The organism is Pseudomonas sp. PDM03 (assembly GCF_014852385.1).
In the GTDB taxonomy this organism is placed as follows: Bacteria; Pseudomonadota; Gammaproteobacteria; order Pseudomonadales; family Pseudomonadaceae; genus Aquipseudomonas; species Aquipseudomonas migulae.
Genome location: NZ_JACVBM010000030.1, coordinates 16,292 through 33,224 on the forward strand (window position 1 = coordinate 16,292; position 16,933 = coordinate 33,224).

At 60.9% G+C, this 16,933-nt stretch carries 18 protein-coding genes; 5 read left to right on the forward strand and 13 right to left on the reverse strand.

The window, feature by feature from the left end:
* The first annotated feature begins 19 nt into the window (after nt 1-19).
* Nucleotides 20-907 (forward strand): dihydrodipicolinate synthase family protein, encoded by an 888-nt coding sequence (locus IB254_RS27605; RefSeq protein ID WP_192420594.1) that lies wholly within the window; start codon nt 20-22, stop codon nt 905-907.
* 116 nt (nt 908-1,023) lie between these two features.
* Here IB254_RS27605 and IB254_RS27610 read toward each other — a convergent pair whose 3' ends face one another.
* The 3 genes from IB254_RS27610 to IB254_RS27620 all read right to left on the reverse strand — a co-directional run bounded on the left by IB254_RS27610 (nt 1,024) and on the right by IB254_RS27620 (nt 2,449).
* The gene (locus IB254_RS27610) at nt 1,024-1,368 is read right to left on the reverse strand and encodes a YegP family protein (protein WP_008025708.1); all 345 of its coding nucleotides are present in this window, start codon (nt 1,366-1,368) and stop codon (nt 1,024-1,026) included.
* Between the two features lie 179 nt (nt 1,369-1,547).
* Nucleotides 1,548-1,853 (reverse strand): ribbon-helix-helix domain-containing protein, encoded by a 306-nt coding sequence (locus IB254_RS27615; RefSeq protein WP_008152951.1) that lies wholly within the window; start codon nt 1,851-1,853, stop codon nt 1,548-1,550.
* Between the two features lie 14 nt (nt 1,854-1,867).
* Entirely contained in the window at nt 1,868-2,449 is a 582-nt protein-coding gene (locus tag IB254_RS27620) for a DJ-1/PfpI family protein (RefSeq protein WP_192420596.1), read from the reverse strand.
* A gap of 277 nt (nt 2,450-2,726) precedes the next feature.
* Here IB254_RS27620 and IB254_RS27625 point away from each other — a divergent pair, with 277 nt between their 5' ends.
* Complete coding sequence (locus IB254_RS27625) at nt 2,727-3,617, forward strand: DMT family transporter (RefSeq protein WP_008039499.1); 891 nt, start codon at nt 2,727-2,729, stop codon at nt 3,615-3,617.
* Between the two features lie 121 nt (nt 3,618-3,738).
* Here IB254_RS27625 and IB254_RS27630 read toward each other — a convergent pair whose 3' ends face one another.
* The 4 genes from IB254_RS27630 to IB254_RS27645 form a co-directional block, all read right to left on the reverse strand.
* Nucleotides 3,739-4,953, reverse strand: a complete 1,215-nt coding sequence (locus tag IB254_RS27630) for a class I SAM-dependent methyltransferase (protein ID WP_192420598.1) — start codon at nt 4,951-4,953, stop codon at nt 3,739-3,741.
* Between the two features lie 228 nt (nt 4,954-5,181).
* Complete coding sequence (locus IB254_RS27635; protein WP_008025698.1) at nt 5,182-5,799, reverse strand: TPM domain-containing protein; 618 nt, start codon at nt 5,797-5,799, stop codon at nt 5,182-5,184.
* A gap of 28 nt (nt 5,800-5,827) precedes the next feature.
* Entirely contained in the window at nt 5,828-6,586 is a 759-nt protein-coding gene (locus IB254_RS29710; protein WP_192420600.1) for a TPM domain-containing protein, read from the reverse strand.
* Nucleotides 6,587-6,620: 34 nt separating this feature from the next.
* A complete protein-coding gene (locus IB254_RS27645; RefSeq protein ID WP_008025694.1) occupies nt 6,621-7,229 on the reverse strand; it encodes a LemA family protein in 609 nt (202 codons plus the stop codon).
* A gap of 239 nt (nt 7,230-7,468) precedes the next feature.
* Here IB254_RS27645 and bglX point away from each other — a divergent pair, with 239 nt between their 5' ends.
* Nucleotides 7,469-9,760, forward strand: a complete 2,292-nt coding sequence (gene bglX, locus IB254_RS27650) for a beta-glucosidase BglX (protein ID WP_192420602.1) — start codon at nt 7,469-7,471, stop codon at nt 9,758-9,760.
* A gap of 141 nt (nt 9,761-9,901) precedes the next feature.
* Here bglX and IB254_RS27655 read toward each other — a convergent pair whose 3' ends face one another.
* The 5 genes from IB254_RS27655 to IB254_RS27675 all read right to left on the reverse strand — a co-directional run bounded on the left by IB254_RS27655 (nt 9,902) and on the right by IB254_RS27675 (nt 14,501).
* Nucleotides 9,902-11,059, reverse strand: a complete 1,158-nt coding sequence (locus IB254_RS27655) for a phospholipase D-like domain-containing protein (RefSeq protein WP_192420604.1) — start codon at nt 11,057-11,059, stop codon at nt 9,902-9,904.
* A gap of 1 nt (nt 11,060) precedes the next feature.
* Entirely contained in the window at nt 11,061-11,651 is a 591-nt protein-coding gene (locus IB254_RS27660) for a YceI family protein (protein WP_192420606.1), read from the reverse strand.
* Between the two features lie 376 nt (nt 11,652-12,027).
* Nucleotides 12,028-12,357, reverse strand: a complete 330-nt coding sequence (locus tag IB254_RS27665; RefSeq protein WP_192420608.1) for an amidase — start codon at nt 12,355-12,357, stop codon at nt 12,028-12,030.
* A complete protein-coding gene (locus IB254_RS27670; protein WP_192420609.1) occupies nt 12,354-13,448 on the reverse strand; it encodes a serine hydrolase domain-containing protein in 1,095 nt (364 codons plus the stop codon). Before IB254_RS27670 ends, IB254_RS27665 begins: the two co-directional genes overlap by 4 nt.
* A gap of 165 nt (nt 13,449-13,613) precedes the next feature.
* The gene (locus IB254_RS27675) at nt 13,614-14,501 is read right to left on the reverse strand and encodes an acyl-CoA dehydrogenase (RefSeq protein WP_192420611.1); all 888 of its coding nucleotides are present in this window, start codon (nt 14,499-14,501) and stop codon (nt 13,614-13,616) included.
* Between the two features lie 154 nt (nt 14,502-14,655).
* Between IB254_RS27675 and olsB the strand changes: the two genes are divergently transcribed.
* Both olsB and IB254_RS27685 read left to right on the forward strand, forming a co-directional pair.
* The gene (olsB, locus tag IB254_RS27680) at nt 14,656-15,411 is read left to right on the forward strand and encodes an L-ornithine N(alpha)-acyltransferase (protein WP_008025682.1); all 756 of its coding nucleotides are present in this window, start codon (nt 14,656-14,658) and stop codon (nt 15,409-15,411) included.
* The gene (locus IB254_RS27685) at nt 15,411-16,202 is read left to right on the forward strand and encodes a lysophospholipid acyltransferase family protein (RefSeq protein ID WP_192420613.1); all 792 of its coding nucleotides are present in this window, start codon (nt 15,411-15,413) and stop codon (nt 16,200-16,202) included. Before olsB ends, IB254_RS27685 begins: the two co-directional genes overlap by 1 nt.
* A gap of 106 nt (nt 16,203-16,308) precedes the next feature.
* Here IB254_RS27685 and IB254_RS27690 read toward each other — a convergent pair whose 3' ends face one another.
* On the reverse strand, nt 16,309-16,887 hold the full coding sequence (locus IB254_RS27690) for an ACP phosphodiesterase (protein WP_192420615.1): 579 nt from the start codon (nt 16,885-16,887) through the stop codon (nt 16,309-16,311).
* Between the last annotated feature and the right edge of the window lie 46 nt (nt 16,888-16,933).

Genomic DNA, 16,933 nt, shown 5'->3' on the forward strand with positions numbered 1-16,933 from the left:
TTTCAAGAGGAGCGTCGCCATGTCGACCCCAACGACTCACGGCATCATCGGCTACACCATCACCCCGTTCACCGCCAATGGCGAAGGCGTTGATCTCGATGCGCTCGGGCGTTCCATCGACCGCTTGATCGATGGCGGCGTCCACTCGATCGCGCCGCTGGGCAGCACCGGCGAAGGCGCATACCTGAGCGACGCGGAGTGGGACCAGGTCAGCGAGTTCAGCATCAAGCACGTGGCCAAACGGGTGCCGACCATCGTCAGCGTATCCGACCTGACCACCGCCAAAGCGGTGCGCCGCGCACGTTTCGCCGAAGCCCATGGCGCCGACGTGGTGATGGTCTTGCCGACGTCTTACTGGAAACTCAGCGAGGCGGAAATCCTCGCCCATTACCGCGCCATCGGCGACAGCATCGGCGTACCGATCATGCTCTACAACAACCCGGCCACCAGCGGCACGGACATGTCGGTCGACCTGATCCTGCGCATCGTCAACGCCGTGGACAACGTAACCATGGTCAAGGAGAGCACCGGCGACATCCAGCGCATGCACCAATTGCAACGGCTCGGCGAAGGTCAGGTGCCGTTCTACAACGGCTGCAATCCGCTGGCACTGGAGGCGTTTGCCGCCGGGGCGAAAGGCTGGTGCACGGCGGCGCCGAACCTGATTGCGCAGCTCAATCTCGATTTGTATGAAGCGGTATTGGCCAACGATCTGAGCAAGGCGCGTGAACTGTTCTATCGCCAGTTGCCGTTGCTGGACTTCATTTTGAAGGGTGGGTTGCCGGCAACGATCAAGGCCGGTTTGCGTGCGACCGGGCTGGAAGTGGGGGATCCACGGTTGCCGGTGTTTCCTCTCGGTGAGGCTGGGCTGAGTCAGCTTCAAGGCTTGTTGAACGCGTTGCGCTGATCACCAAACCTGTAGGAGCCGGCTTGCTGGCGATCGCGGTGGGTCAGTCAACTTCTTTATCGACTGACCCTCCGCGATCGCCAGCAAGCCGGCTCCTACAGGGTTTTGTGTGGTTTTTAGAGCACCGGCAAGGTCTTGTCCTTGATCACGGTGGTCGGGCCGTTGGTCTTCACGCTGGCGATGCCTTTCTCACGCGCGGCCTCGGAAGAATAGGCCTCGCTGCTGCCGATGATCTCGTGGTTGGCGGCCTTGAGGTTGAAATACGGATGGCCATCCTTGGTAGTCTTTTTCTCGTAGCGCTCATCCAGCGGGCTGTTCTTCTGCACTGAGGCGATGCCGTTTTCGGCGGCGCTGCGGGTGGTGTAGTGCTCGCTGTTCAGAATGGTTTCGGCATTCGCCGCTTTCAGCACGAAGCGAAACTGGCCGTTGCTGGTTTTGCTCAACTCATACCATCCAGACATAATTTTTCTCCTTGGCGATTGAGGGGTTTCGCGCTTCAGAGTAAAGACCAGCCATGGATTTTTGTCGCCTGAACCGGCCTCTTCGCGGGCAAGTCGAATCGTCGCACCGCTCGCTCCTACAGGAACGCGTTCCCCTGTAGGAGCGAGGCTTGCCCGCGAATGGATCGACACGGTCTACGCTATTTCACCGCAGCACGAACCACTGACAACTCCGGCGCCTGCACCCGCCGTTGCGACAAATACCGCGTACAACTCACCCGCAAGAACGAAGCAAAATTCACCACTTCCCCGCGGTAATCCATCACCTCTTCATACAGCTTGGCGATCAACTGGTTGGTGGTCATGCCGTCGACCTCGGCGATTTCGCTGAGGATGTCCCAGAACTGATTCTCCAGCCGCAGGGTGGTGACCACCCCGCAGATGCGCAGCGAGCGGGAGCGCGATTCGTAGAGAATCGGGTCGGCCTTGACGTAGAGCTCGCACATGAAAAAGTCCCTCGTTACAGCGTGATTTTGGTACCCAGCAACCCGAGGAAACCGGCGAGCCAGCTAGGGTGGGCCGGCCAGGCCGGAGCAGTGGCCAGATTGCCTTGAACGTGACCTTCCGTCACCGGGATATCGATAAACGTACCGCCGGCCAAGCGCACTTCAGGTGCGCAAGCCGGGTAGGCGCTGCACTCGCGACCTTCCAGAATGCCTGCCGCCGCCAGCAATTGCGCACCGTGGCACACGGCGGCGATCGGCTTGCCGGCCTTGTCGAAGGCACGCACCAGCTCCAGGACTTTTTCGTTCAGGCGCAGGTATTCCGGGGCACGACCGCCGGGGATCAGCAGCGCGTCGTAGTCGGCTTCAGCGACCTTGGCAAAATCGAAGTTCAAGGCAAACAGATGACCGGGCTTTTCGCTGTAGGTCTGGTCGCCTTCGAAGTCGTGGATCGCCGTGCGCACGGTCTGGCCGGCGGATTTGTCCGGACACACCGCGTGCACCGTGTGGCCGACCATCAGCAATGCCTGGAACGGCACCATCACTTCGTAGTCTTCGACGTAATCGCCGACCAGCATCAGGATTTTCTTGGCAGCCATGGGGAGGACTCCTCTGGGAAATAGGCAGGAGTATTCAAGGTAGTCGTTATCCAGAGGGGCGGGTAATAACCAGCTACTACTTGAAGACCACGTTATCGTTCATCGCGAGCAGGCTCGCTCCCACAGGGGAACGCATTCCAAATGTGGGAGCGAGCCTGCTCGCGATGGGGCCCTCAAACTGTACGGATAACTCTGCGCCTAGCTGTAGCACCGCACCCCGCACGGTTTATGGCTAGATGAAGTCACCTCCCCGCCACCCTGAATTCTGGTTCCCATCATGTCCACGCGCGAAAACACCGGCATGGCCCTCGGCCTGCTCGGCGTTGTGATTTTCAGCCTGACCCTGCCCTTCACACGGATCGTCGTGCAGGAACTCCATCCGTTGCTCAACGGCCTCGGCCGTGCGTTGTTCGCGGCGATTCCGGCGGCGCTGTTGTTGCTGTGGCGCAGGGAAAAATGGCCGACCTGGAAACAGGTCAAAGGCCTGACGCTGGTGATCGCCGGCGTGATCCTCGGCTTCCCGGTTTTGTCCGCCTGGGCGATGCAAACCTTGCCCGCGTCCCACGGCGCACTGGTCAACGGTCTGCAGCCCTTGTGCGTGGCGCTGTACGCCGCGTGGTTGTCCCACGAACGCCCGTCGAAAGCCTTCTGGGCCTGCGCCGCGCTGGGCAGTGCGCTGGTGCTGGGTTACGCGTTGATCAGCGGTGCCGGGAGCATTCAGGCCGGTGATTTGCTGATGCTCGGCGCGATTGCCGTGGGCGGTCTGGGGTATGCCGAAGGGGGGCGCTTGGCCAAGGAGATGGGTGGCTGGCAGGTGATCTGCTGGGCGCTGGTGCTGTCCACGCCGCTGTTGATCGGACCGGTGGTGTACCTGGCGCTGCAACACCAGGGCGAAATTTCAGCCAAGACTTGGTGGGCCTTTGGTTATGTTTCGCTGTTCTCGCAGTTCATCGGCTTCTTCGCCTGGTACGCCGGGCTGGCCATGGGTGGCATTGCCCGGGTCAGTCAGATCCAGCTGTTGCAGATCTTCTTCACCATCGCGTTTTCGGCGATGTTCTTCGGTGAACACATCGAGCCGATCACCTGGCTGTTTGCTGCCGGGGTGATTGTTACCGTGATGCTCGGACGCAAAACCGCGGTCAAACCCGCACGTATTGCCACTGCATAACCCGAACGGACACATACCTTTGTAGGAGCCGGCTTGCTGGCGATGGCATCACCGCGGTCTGTCAGATGCACCGCGGAGATGCCATCGCCAGCAAGCCGGCTCCTACAGGTCATGCGGTGTTTCAGAGGTAGTTGTCGGCGCGCAGCAGGGTTTCCAGGCAATGTTCGGTGATGTGGTAGAAATCCTTCAGCTCCTGAATCTTCACCAACAGCTGCGCCGGGTCCACCGGCTCGGCGCGCTTGACCGCCAGGATCATCTTGTTCTTGTTGGTGTGGTCCAGTGAGATGAACTCGAAGACCTTGGTTTCATAGCCGCAGGCTTCAAGGAACAACGCACGCAAACTGTCGGTGACCATTTCCGCTTGCTGACCCAGGTGCAAACCGTATTGCAGCATCGGCTTGAGCAGTGCCGGGCTCTGGATTTGCAGGCGGATCTGCTTGTGGCAGCACGGCGAGCACATGATGATCGACGCGCCGGAACGAATGCCGGTGTGGATCGCATAATCAGTGGCGATGTCGCAGGCATGCAGCGCGATCATCACGTCCAGCTCGCTCGGCGCCACACTGCGCACGTCACCGCACTTGAACACCAGCCCCGGGTGTTCCAGTTTCGCGGCGGCGGCGTTGCACAAGTTGACCATTTCTTCACGCAGCTCGACGCCGGTCACTTCGCCTTCGGCGTTCAAGGTGTTGCGCAAATAGTCGTGGATCGCGAACGTCAGGTAGCCCTTGCCCGAACCGAAATCCGCGACCCGCACCGGTTTGTCCAGCGCCAGCGGCGAGGTGGTCAGGGCATGGCTGAAGACTTCGATGAACTTGTTGATCTGCTTCCACTTGCGCGACATCGCCGGGATCAGCTCGTGCTTGCTGTTGGTCACACCGAGGTCGGCGAGGAACGGTCGACTGAGGTCGAGGAAGCGGTTTTTCTCGCGGTTGTGCTCGGAGGACGGCACTTCACGCAATTGCTGAGGTTTGCTCTTGAACAGCGAAGACTTGCCCTTTTTGCTGTATTCGAGCTGGGCTTCGTCGGTCAGCGACAACAAATGCGCATTTTTGAACGAGGCCGGCAGCAACGCGGCGATGGTCGCCACGCCCTCGGCCAGCGGCAGGTTTTTGGTGATGTCGCGGGTTTTGTAGCGATAGACGAAGGACAGGCAAGACTGATCCTTGACCGTCAGTTGCTTGATGATCAGCCGTTGCAGATCCGCTTCGGTGCCGACGTACTTGGCCAGCACCAGTTTGATGAAGGCATTGGCGTCGAGGCTGGTTTGCAGCAGGTCGATGAACTGGGCGTGGTGATCCGGCGCGAGGCTGGCGGGAGTGGCTGTGACGGACATGGAAAAAACGGCCTCGGGCGGAGCGAATCGGGAATGGCGGGTATTTTAGGGGGGATGGCCGTTCAGGGCACGGCTAATTTCCCGAACGGTTCAGCATGTGAACGCATTCCCCTGTGGGAGCGAGGCCGGCTTGCCGGCGATGGTCGTCAACGATAACGCGTGCTGTCTGGATCAACGCGGAGCCTGTACGTTTTTCGCGAGCAGGCTCGCTCCTACAGGGGGGCCGCGTCAGCCTAGAACCACCAACCGGTTCGGCAGCTCATTGCGCACATGCGTCACCGGCACATGCACCTTGAGCAGCTCACCGCAGGCTTCGACGCACGTGACAAAACCCTGCAACGTCTGCCCCTGTTTCACCTGCTGGGTGAACGCCGCCACGATGGCGTCCCAGTTCTTGTTGTCCAACCGTTTGGAAATCCCTTCGTCCACCAGAATTTCCACATAGCGCTCGGCCTCGCAAACGAAAATCAGCATGCCGGTGCTGCCAACGGTGTGGTGCAGGTTTTGCTCCAGGAACTGCCGACGCGCCAGGTTCGAGGCGCGCCAATGACGCACCGAGCGCGGAATCAGGTGCGTGGTGACTTTCGGAATGCGGAACACCAGGCACAGCACGATGAAGGTGAGCCATTGCACCAGCAGCAGGCTGTGCATGGTCAGCCAGCCGGTCAAATAATGCACGACACCCGGCACCACCAGCGCCAGCAGGCTGGCCCACAGCAGCGGGATGTACGCATAGTCGTCGGCGCGGGCTGCAAGCACCGTGACCAGTTCGGCATCGGTGTCGCGCTCGACCCGGGCGATTGCCTCGGCGACTTTGCGTTGTTCGTGTTCAGTCAGTAATGCCATGTCTTGAAGTGCTCGTTCATTATTGTTATCACCAGCCGCCCGACGAACCGCCGCCCCCGAAACTGCCACCGCCGCCGCTGAAGCCCCCGCCTCCACCACCGCCACCGCCAAAACCTCCACCGCCGAAACCACCACTCGAACCGCCCGACCCGCCTCGACCCGCCGGCAGAATCCCGAACATCTGCAAGACGAATATCGTCAGGATGAACAGCACCACCAGAAACACGAAAATCCCCGGGTGTCGGGAAACAAAATCCCCGTCCTGATCGCCGCCCGACTCATAAATAGTCGACGGTTCATCCAGCGGGCTGCCGCCCAACACCACCAGCATCGCCGCGACCCCGTCGCTGATGCCCTTGCTGAAGTTACCGGCCTTGAACGCCGGGGTGATCACCTGATGGATGATCACCGAACTCTGCGCATCGGTCAGGCGATCTTCCAGGCCATAACCGACTTCAATCCGCAGCTTGCGCTCATCGCGCGCAACGATCAGCAGCGCGCCATTGTTCTTGTCCTTCTGGCCGATGCCCCAATGGCGCCCGAGTTGATAACCGAAGTCGGCAATCTCGGCGCCCTGCAAGTCCGGCAACGTCACCACCACCAACTGCTCGCCGGTGGCCTTTTCATGGGCATTGAGCTGTTGCGTCAGCTGCTCGCGCACCGACGGCTCGATCATCCCGGCGTTGTCCACCACCCGCCCGGTCAGCTCCGGAAACTTCAGCTCGGCCTGGGCCGTGGCAGCAAACACCCAAAGCAACAGCGCCAGGCCCACATTCAACACGCGCATTGGCAACCTCATCCGTGGTAATGCTTCTAGCCGGTCAGAACTTCACTTCAGGCGCTTTCTCGGCACCGGGGGTGGTGGCTTCAAAGGTTTCGCGGATCGGCAAGTCGCTGTACATCACGGTGTGCCACAAGCGGCCCGGGAAGGTGCGGATTTCGGTGTTGTAGTTCTGCACCGCGAGAATGAAATCGCGACGCGCCACGGCGATGCGATTCTCGGTGCCTTCCAGTTGCGATTGCAACGCCAGAAAATTCTGGTTGGCCTTGAGGTCCGGATAACGCTCGGACACCACCATCAAACGGCTCAAGGCACCGGTCAACTGATCCTGCGCCTGCTGGAACTGCTTGAGTTTCTCGGGGTTGTCGAGGGTGCTGGCATCCACCTGAATGGACGTCGCCTTGGCCCGGGCTTCGATCACCGCAGTCAGGGTTTCCTCTTCGTGTTTCGCATAGCCCTTGACGGTTTCCACCAGGTTGGGGATCAGGTCGGCGCGGCGCTGGTACTGGTTTTGCACCTGGCCCCAGGCGGCCTTGGCCTGTTCGTCGAGGGTCGGAATATTGTTGATGCCGCAACCGGCCAGCAACGTGGTCAGCAACATCAAGGCTGCGACCTGCAGGCTCGACCGAGTGTGATGTCGTACATTCATCTGGTTGACGCTCCCGTGCACATTCCGTTGAAAAAACAACCAGCAACCTCCTGACCGGACACTTCGGGCATAATCTGCCGCCGCTACTGGATTGCATCGAGCCAATGGGCTAAAAGATGCCCCTGCGCGAAAACACTGCGCAAGTGTGCCCGCATTTACTTGAACAACAATAGTCGCTCCCTAAATTTTGGCTGACCGGCGCGTATTCACTGCCGTTTGGGCTTTTGAGAAAACCATTCATGAAGAAGCTGTGTTTGCTGGGCCTGTTCGTCAGCCTGGCCAGTCATAACGTATTGGCCGCCACGACGCCCACACCTCTGGAAAACAAGGACGCTTTCATCAGCAACCTGATGAAGCAGATGACCCTCGATGAAAAAATCGGCCAGTTGCGCCTGATCAGCATCGGTCCGGAAATGCCTCGGGAGATGATCCGCAAGGAAATTGCCGCCGGTAACATCGGCGGTACGTTCAACTCGATCACCCGCCCGGAAAACCGTCCGATGCAGGACGCGGCGATGCGTAGCCGGTTGAAGATCCCGATGTTCTTCGCCTACGACGTGATCCACGGCCACCGCACGATTTTCCCGATCCCTATCGCCTTGGCCTCGAGCTGGGACATGGACGCCATTGGCCTGTCCGGGCGCATCGCCGCCAAGGAAGCTTCGTCGGACGGCGTCGACCTCACTTTTGCGCCGATGGTCGACATCTCCCGTGACCCGCGCTGGGGCCGTACTTCCGAAGGCTTCGGTGAAGACACCTATCTGGTGTCGCGCATCGCCGGCGTGATGGTCAAGGCATTCCAGGGCGCCGGCGCGAACGCGGCCGACAGTATCATGGCCAGCGTCAAGCACTTCGCCTTGTATGGCGCGGTCGAGGGCGGTCGCGACTACAACGTCGTCGACATGAGCCCGGTCAAGATGTACCAGGATTACCTGCCACCGTACCGCGCCGCGATTGACGCCGGGGCCGGCGGGGTCATGGTCGCGTTGAACTCAATCAACGGCATACCGGCCACCGCCAACACCTGGCTGATGAACGACCTGTTGCGCAAGGACTGGGGCTTCAAAGGCCTGGCGGTCAGCGACCATGGGGCGATTTTCGAGCTGATCAAGCACGGCGTTGCCGCTGACGGTCGCGAAGCCGCGAAGCTGGCGATCAAGGCCGGCATTCATATGAGCATGAACGACACGCTCTACGGCAAGGAGCTGCCAGGGCTGCTCAAGGCCGGCGAGATCCAGCAGAGCGACATCGATAATGCTGTGCGAGCGGTGCTCGATGCCAAGTACGAAATGGGCCTGTTCAAGGACCCGTACCTGCGCATCGGCAAGGCTGAAGATGATCCGGTCGACACTAACGCCGACAGCCGCCTGCACCGCGCCGAGGCGCGCGACGTTGCGCGCCGCAGCCTGGTGTTGCTGAAGAACCAAGGCGAAACCCTGCCGCTGAAGAAAACCGCGAAAATCATGCTGGTCGGTCCGTTGGCCAAGGCACCGATCGACATGATGGGCAGTTGGGCCGCCAACGGTCGCCCTGCGCAATCGGTGACACTGTTCGACGGTATGACCACCGCACTCGGTGCGCAGTCGACGCTGATCTACGCCCGTGGCGCCAACATCACCAGCGACAAGAAGGCGCTGGATTACCTGAACTTCCTCAACTTCGACGCACCGGAAGTGGTCGATGACCCGCGCTCGGCGCAAGTGCTGATCGACGAAGCGGTGAAAGCCGCCAAGGATGCCGATGTGGTGGTGGCAGCCGTGGGCGAATCCCGTGGCATGTCCCACGAGTCCTCCAGCCGTACCGACCTGAATATTCCGGAAAACCAGCGTGAACTGATTCGCGCCTTGAAGGCCACAGGAAAACCACTGGTGCTGGTGTTGATGAACGGACGTCCGCTGTCGATTCTCCAGGAGAAGGAACAGGCTGACGCGATTCTGGAAACCTGGTTCAGCGGCACCGAAGGCGGCAACGCCATCGCCGACGTTTTGTTCGGCGACTACAACCCGTCGGGCAAACTGCCGATCACCTTCCCGCGTTCGGTGGGTCAGATTCCGACCTATTACAACCACCTGAGCATTGGCCGGCCGTTCACGCCGGGCAAACCGGGCAACTACACCTCGCAGTATTTCGATGACACCACCGGGCCCCTGTTCCCGTTCGGCTTCGGTCTGAGCTACACCGATTTCAGCCTGACCGGCATGGCCCTGTCATCGACCACGCTGAACAAGACCGGCAAGCTCGACGCCAGCGTCATGGTGAAAAACACCGGCAAGCGCGACGGCGAAACCGTGGTGCAGCTGTACATCCAGGACGTGACCGGCTCGATGATCCGGCCACTGAAGGAACTGAAGAACTTCCAGAAAATCACGCTCAAGGCCGGCGAACAGAAAGTCGTGCACTTCACCATCACCGAGGATGACCTGAAGTTCTTCAACGCTCAGTTGAAGTACGCAGCGGAGCCAGGCAAGTTCAACGTGCAGATCGGCCTGGATTCCCAGGACGTGACGCAGCAGAGCTTCGAACTCCTGTAACCCCTGGAACACCGCAATAAAACTGTGGGAGCGAGCCTGCTCGCGATGGCGGTGTGTCATTCAGCCTTGATGTTGACTGACACACCGCCATCGCGAGCAGGCTCGCTCCCACAGTGGTTTGTGGTGTTCAGAAGAGCGGGATCAGCCCCGGCGATCCAGCAGATTCACCACCAGCCGATCCACCCATCCCCAAATCCTCTGCTTGACCCGCCGCCATAGCGGTCGGCGTTGCCAGGCTTCCAGGCTCACCTCCTGGCTCAGCGCAAAGTCATTCTCGAAACTCGCCGCCACCGCATGCGTCAGCCCCGGGTCCAGCGCTTCAAGGTTGGCTTCCAGGTTGAATCGCAAATTCCAGTGATCGAAATTGCATGAGCCAATGCTCACCCAATCATCGACCAGCACCATTTTCAGGTGCAGGAAACACGGCTGGTATTCGAAGATCTGCACCCCGGCCTTGAGCAATCGCGGGTAGTAACGATGCCCGGCATAACGCACCGACGGGTGATCGGTGCGCGGCCCGGTCAACAACAGCCGTACATCGACGCCTCGGCCAGCCGCCCGGCGCAACGAGCGGCGGACTTTCCAGGTCGGCAGGAAATACGGGGTGGCCAGCCAGATTCGCTTTTGCCCGCTGTTCAGCGCACGAACCAGCGATTGCAGGATGTCGCGGTGTTGGCGGGCGTCGGCATACGCGACCCGGCCCATGCCCTCGCCCATCGGCGGCACACGTGGCAATCGTGGCAAACCGAAATGCGAGGCAGGTTTCCACGCGCGGCGATGGCGATTGGCGATCCATTGGCGATCGAACAGCAACTGCCAATCGATCACCAGAGGACCGGTGATTTCCACCATCACTTCGTGCCATTCGCTGGCGTCTTCGCCCGGCGTCCAGAACTCATCGGTGACACCGGTGCCACCGACCACAGCCATGCTCTGATCGACCAGCAACAGCTTGCGATGATCGCGGTAGAAATTGCCGACCCAGCGTCGCCAGCTCAGGCGGTTGTAGAAGCGCAGCTCTACGCCGGCCGCCATCAGCCGCTGACGCAAGGTCAGGGTAAACGCGAGGCTGCCGTAATCATCGAACAGGCAGCGCACCCGCACGCCACGCTCGGCGGCCTGGACCAGTGCCTGAACCATGGCCTCGGCACACGCGCCCGCCTCCACCAGGTACAGCTCCAGTTCAACTTGTTCCTCGGCGCGCGCAATCGCGACCAACATCCGCGGAAAGAACTGCGGACCGTCGATCAGCAGTTCGAAGCTGTTGCCTTCACGCCAGGGAAAAATCGCGCCGGCCATGTCAGCGCGCCGTGAAAATCAGCACCGCACCCACCGGCACCGACAGACTGATGGCCGACAACCCGGCGACCTTGCGCAAGCTGTCCAGCCCCGGCGCCAGATCAAAATCCTCGGCGTTGATCACCAGCGGTTCGAGCGTCACCACCTGAAAGCGCCGGTCATCGAGGCGAGTCGCCAACAACTCGGCGTTGTATGCGTGGGTTTTGCCGTGGAGGTTGACGGTGACCGGCAAGCGCAGTTCGAGTTGCGCGCCGGGGGCGAGGTCGTTGATCGGGCGCAAATCAATCTGCGCAGTGATCAACGCTTCGGGAAAGGTCTGGATCTCGAACAGCTCCTTGCGCATGCGTTCGTCGCGCAAGGGGATGCCGCTGTTCACCGATTCCAGCTCGACTTCCACCTCGGCCAGGCCTTTGGGACTGACCTTGCCATGCAGCACCAGGAAGCGCTGCACTTCGGAAACATTGGCGTTTTTGGTGCTGACAAATGACAGCCGCGAGGATTCGCCGTCCAGGTACCAATTGGCCTGAGCCGACAAAGTAGCGCTGGCCAGCAGCACAAAGGCGAGGGTTTTGGTGAGGGACCGCTTGAACATAAAGACTCGTGGGGCAGATAAACCTGAGCGAACCTTAACCGCCCGCGAGCGCATTGCAAACCGCGATGACCAAACACGGCACCTGTAGGAGCCCGGCTTGCCGGCGATAGCGTCCCGGAGATCGCTATCGCCAGCAAGCCGGCTCCTACAGGTTTGGCGTGAGTCTTCAATTCTTGAGCACACCGCAAATCCGTAGGAGCCCGGCTTGCTGGCGATGGCGTTCCGGAGATCGCCATCGCCGGCAAGCCGGCTCCTACAGGTTTGGCGTGAACCTTCAATTCTTGAGCACACCGCAAATCCGTAGGAGCCGGGTTGCTGGCGATGGCGTCCCTGAGATCGCCATCGCCGCCAAGCCGGCTCCTACAAAAACGATCTGTCAGGGTTGCAGACGGCAGCCTTGGTGCTCGCCGATCCATTGCGCGCTGTTGCTGCGACCCATGCCGCTGACTGTCACGCGTTTGCCGGCGGCGTCATCGGTGAAACCGCTAAAGGGCAGCCACTGCTTCACATAGCCACGGCAATACTCTGCGTCGTTGTTCATCACGTACCGGCACGAGCAGTATTCCTTGGCGGTGTAGGCGCTGATGATGTCCGGGAAGGCCCATAGCGCCACACGCTCGTGCCAGACCCAGCCAAGCAAGGCGATCAGCAGGATCAACAACAGCGAACTGAACGGTCGGCGGCGGACAAACGGGCGACGGCTCATGGCTGCACCTTCCCGGCGAATGCCTTGCGCGCAAGGTTGAGCAATGCGTTGTGGTTGTAGCTACCGTCGCGGTCGTCGCCGTAGCGCACGATCACCAGTTTTTCGCTGGGGATCACGTACATCGCCTGACCCCAATGGCCGAGCGCGGCAAAGGTGTCGGGGGGTGCATCGGGCCAGGGTTGTGCGGCGCCATCCACGGCGCGATTGAGCCACCACTGACCGCCCGGCACCGCGTCGTCCTGATTCGCTTGATAGTGGGCGAAGGGCTCGCGATTAAAGGTGACCCAGTCTTTGGGCAGCAATTGCCGGTCCCCCCAACGGCCGTCACGCGCCATCAACAGGCCGACTCGCGCCAGGTCGCGGGCGGTGAGGTAGGCATAGGACGAGGCAACGAAAGTGCCCGTGCCGTCGGTTTCCCACACCGCGTGACGAATCCCCAGCGGCTCGAACAGCGCGGACCATGGATAGTCGGGATAACGCGACGGGCCGACGATGTTCTTCAGCGCCGCAGACAACAGATTGCTGTCGCCGCTGGAATAGCGAAAAGCCTGACCGGGCTTGGCGTACTCGGCGTGATCGGTGGTGAAGGCGGCCATGTCGTGATGACCGCGGGTGTAGAGCATCGCCACCACCGAGGACTTCAACGGTGCGTATTCATAGTCTTCCTGCCAGTCCAGGCCTGAGGCCCAGTGCAGCAGATCGGCCAGGGTGATCGCCGGGTGTTTTTCCAGCGGTGGATAGAACTTCAGCGCCGGGTCCTGCAATTTGAACAGGCCTTCGCCATAGGCTACGCCGAGCACCGTGGCCATTAGGCTCTTGCTGATCGACCAGGTCAGGTGCGGCGTGTCGGCGCTGGTCGGGCCGGCGTAGCGTTCGTAGATCAGCTGACCGTCGCGGATCACCAGCAAGGCGTCGGTGCGGATGCCTTTTCGGCTGATGTCATCACGGGGTGGGAAGGCGTAGGTTTCCAGGGCTTGCAGCGCCGGGCCGCTCGGGGTCGGGCCAGACGACCATTGCTCGGCGGGCCAGGTTTCGGCCTGGGTCGAGAGGCTGAGCAGCAGCATGAAAAACAGGGACAAGCCTTTGAACATGGTGGGGGCTCGGCGGATTTGATTGCTGAGCCTAGTTGAGGTTGATGACAGTTTTGGAGTTTGTGTCGTCAAGGAGGCCGCCATCGCTGGCAAGCCAGCTCCTACATGGGATCTGTGATCGACACAAAACCACTGTAGGAGCTGGCTTGCCAGCGATGGGGCCTGTCAATTCACTGAAGATCCAGCGAGCGCCTTGGCCAACCGCTTGCCCCGCGCCCCCGCCGCCAAATCCATCACCGCCTGATCCCGCTGCCACATCGCCGTCCACTGCGGCGGACCATCGGCCAATGCCTGGTTCACCTCAACCTTCAACCCGTCGAACTGCGCAAACAACCCGCCCAGCAACACATGCCCCGCCGGATTGTTCGGCGCCTGACGGCTCATTTCCGCACACCCGGCCAACAGCGCCAGCAAACGCAACTGCAAGGCCTGCGGCCAGTCGCTGTCCTGGCCGACGCCATACAACCACGCCGTCATCGCGCTCAACACATAGACGTCTTCCAGCGTTCTGAACGGTTTGACGTACGCGTCCCAGCCATCCCCCGCCAGCAATTCACACAAGGCATGGTCTAGAAGCAGCCGGCCATGACTGATGTCCGGCATCAGTGGGATCGGCGGGAGTTTTTCCAGACGCACACCCGGCTCACCGGGATAAACCACCGCCAGGCTCAGGCGCGGCGACTCGCCAGGCGCTTCACTGCGAGCGGCGATCAGCAGCCAGTCGGCCGCATCGCCGGCGGTCACGAAATCCTTGCGTCCGCTCAGACGCAGTTCGCTCAGGCGCGTCTGCATGTCCGCCACCCGCAGGCTGCGTTGCTCGGTCGCGCACAACGCGCCAAGACTCGGCGGCGCGCTCGGCCACAGCATGCGCAATGCCGCCTGATAGCCCACCAGAAACGCCAGCCCCGGTGTCGCCATCAGGCGTCCACCGCCCACTGCCAACTCAAACGGCGTGACCGTGCCCAACTGCTGCAACAAGGTCGCGAAGCCTTCGCCGAGGTCCGGATTGGCGGGTAAGCGATCGCGGCGTTTCAACAGGGTTTGCCAGGGCATAAGAGGCTCCTTGTGGGCTGTCATATAAGCATCACCAAAGCTTCATGGCGATGACACCGGGGCTACATAGCCTGACTTTGCACAACACGGCCGCATAAAGAAAGTCGATCGGCTCTAACCCAAGACGGGTGACCAGCCCGCACGGAGAATCGCAATGACTCAGATCGCCCGCATCAGCGACACCGGCAATGAACGCCGCCTGCAAGCCGAACGCCTGGTGGGCGCCGAGGCCTTGCAGGAAGCCCAGGCTTTGCGCTTCAACGTGTTCAGCGGCGAGTTCAACGCCAAGCTCAAAGGCGCGGAACTGGGTCTGGACATGGATGACTATGATGTTCACTGCGCCCACATCGGCGTGCGTGACCTGAACACCGGGCGCCTGGTGGCAACCACCCGTTTGCTCGATCACACCGCCGCCAGCAGCCTGGGCAAATTTTACAGCGAAGAAGAATTCAGCCTGCACGGCCTGATCCAACTCAAAGGCCCGATCCTCGAAATCGGCCGTACCTGTGTCGACCCGGCCTACCGCAACGGCGGCACCATCGCGGTGCTCTGGGGTGAACTGGCCGAAGTCCTGAACCAGGGCGGCTACAGCTATTTGATGGGTTGCGCGAGCATCCCGATGCAGGATGGCGGCATCCAGGCTCACGCGATCATGCAGCGTCTGCGCGAACGTTACCTGTGCACCGAGAACCTGCGCGCCGAACCGAAAAAACCGTTGCCGGTTCTGGACATCCCCTCCAACGTCATCGCCGAAATGCCACCGCTGCTCAAGGCCTACATGCGCCTCGGTGCGAAGATTTGCGGCGAGCCGTGCTGGGACGAAGACTTCCAGGTCGCCGACGTGTTCATCCTGCTCAAACGCGACGAACTCTGCCCGCGCTACGCCAAGCACTTCAAGGCGGCTGTGTAATGAGCCGCTTGCGGGTGTACGCGCGGATTGCGCGAGTGTTGGTCGTGGTGGCATTGGGGCTGAGCATGGCCAGTGTCTTCGGTTTGTTCGAGCGTTTGGGCATCGCCCATTCGATGGTCCGCCGTCAGCGCTGGTCGCGATTTTTCATGGCACGCCTGGCGAATGCCCTGCCCTTTCGCGTGACCGTGCACGGTGAGTTGCCGAAGGAGCCGATGCTCTGGGTCAGCAACCACGTGTCCTGGACGGACATTCCGCTGCTGGGCATGCTCACGCCGATGTCGTTCCTGTCCAAGGCCGAAGTGCGCACCTGGCCGGTGGCGGGCTGGTTGGCGGCCAAGGCCGGCAGCCTGTTTATCCGCCGTGGTTCGGGTGACAGTCAGTTGATCCGCAAACAGATGACACGCCACCTGGAACAAGCGCATCCGCTGCTGATGTTCCCGGAAGGCACCACCACCGATGGCCGTTCATTGCGCACCTTCCATGGTCGCTTGCTGTCGGCGGCGATTGATTCGCAAGCGAAGCTGCAACCGTTGGCGATTCGTTACCTGCGCGAGGGTGAAATCGATTCGCTGGCGCCGTTCATTGGCGATGATGACTTGCTCTCGCACCTGATGCGCTTGTTTGCCAATGACCGGGGCGACGTGGAGATTCATCTGCTCAAGCCGATTGTCTGTGAAGGCCGGGAACGCGCGGCGCTGGCATTCGAAGCGCAGCAGGCGGTGCAGAAGGTGTTGTTTGGCGCGATTCCCGAAAAACAGCAAGCGCCAATGCGCCCCGCCATCGCAGCCTGAACACATACCCCTGTAGGAGCCGGCTTGCTGGCGATGACGGCATAACATTCAACAGAGATGCTGACTGATACACCGCCATCGCCGGCAAGCCGGCTCCTACAGGGGGTTATGTTGCCGGGTAGTTTTGGGCGAAATCCTGAAGCTGCGGGTAGAACAACCGAAAATCCTCGCTCAACGGCTCATACAACACCCGCAGCTCCTGCATCGCCGCCGCCAGTTCTTCAGGCCTGGTCAACCGCCGCGAAATCCCCCGCAGTACCTGCTCCAACACGTCGAATTCCCGGTAAGAACCCAACCAGTCATTCGCCACCATGTGCGGCGCAATCCTCGCCAACCGTTCCGGTAATTGCGGCTCATTGGACAGCACCCGGTACACGTCGCCGGTGAACAGTGCCAGCGGCCGGTCGGCATACAGCGTCCAGTCCCGCGCCAGGCAATGGTCAAAAAACACATCGAGCACGATCCCGGCATAACGCCGGCGGGTCAGGGAAAACCGCGACAACGCCACGTCCACCATCGGATGGCGGTCGGTGAACACGTCGATACTGCGATGCAACTGGATAGCCGCCTCGATCTCCGGGTCAAACTGCCCTTGCAGCCGTCCTTTGACGAAATCGCCATACAGACTGCCGAGCAATTGACCGGGACGCTGGCCACCGAGGTGAAGATGTGCGAGATAGTTCATGCCGCCCAGCTTAACACTGCGGCATTCATATCGTTATAACCCGATA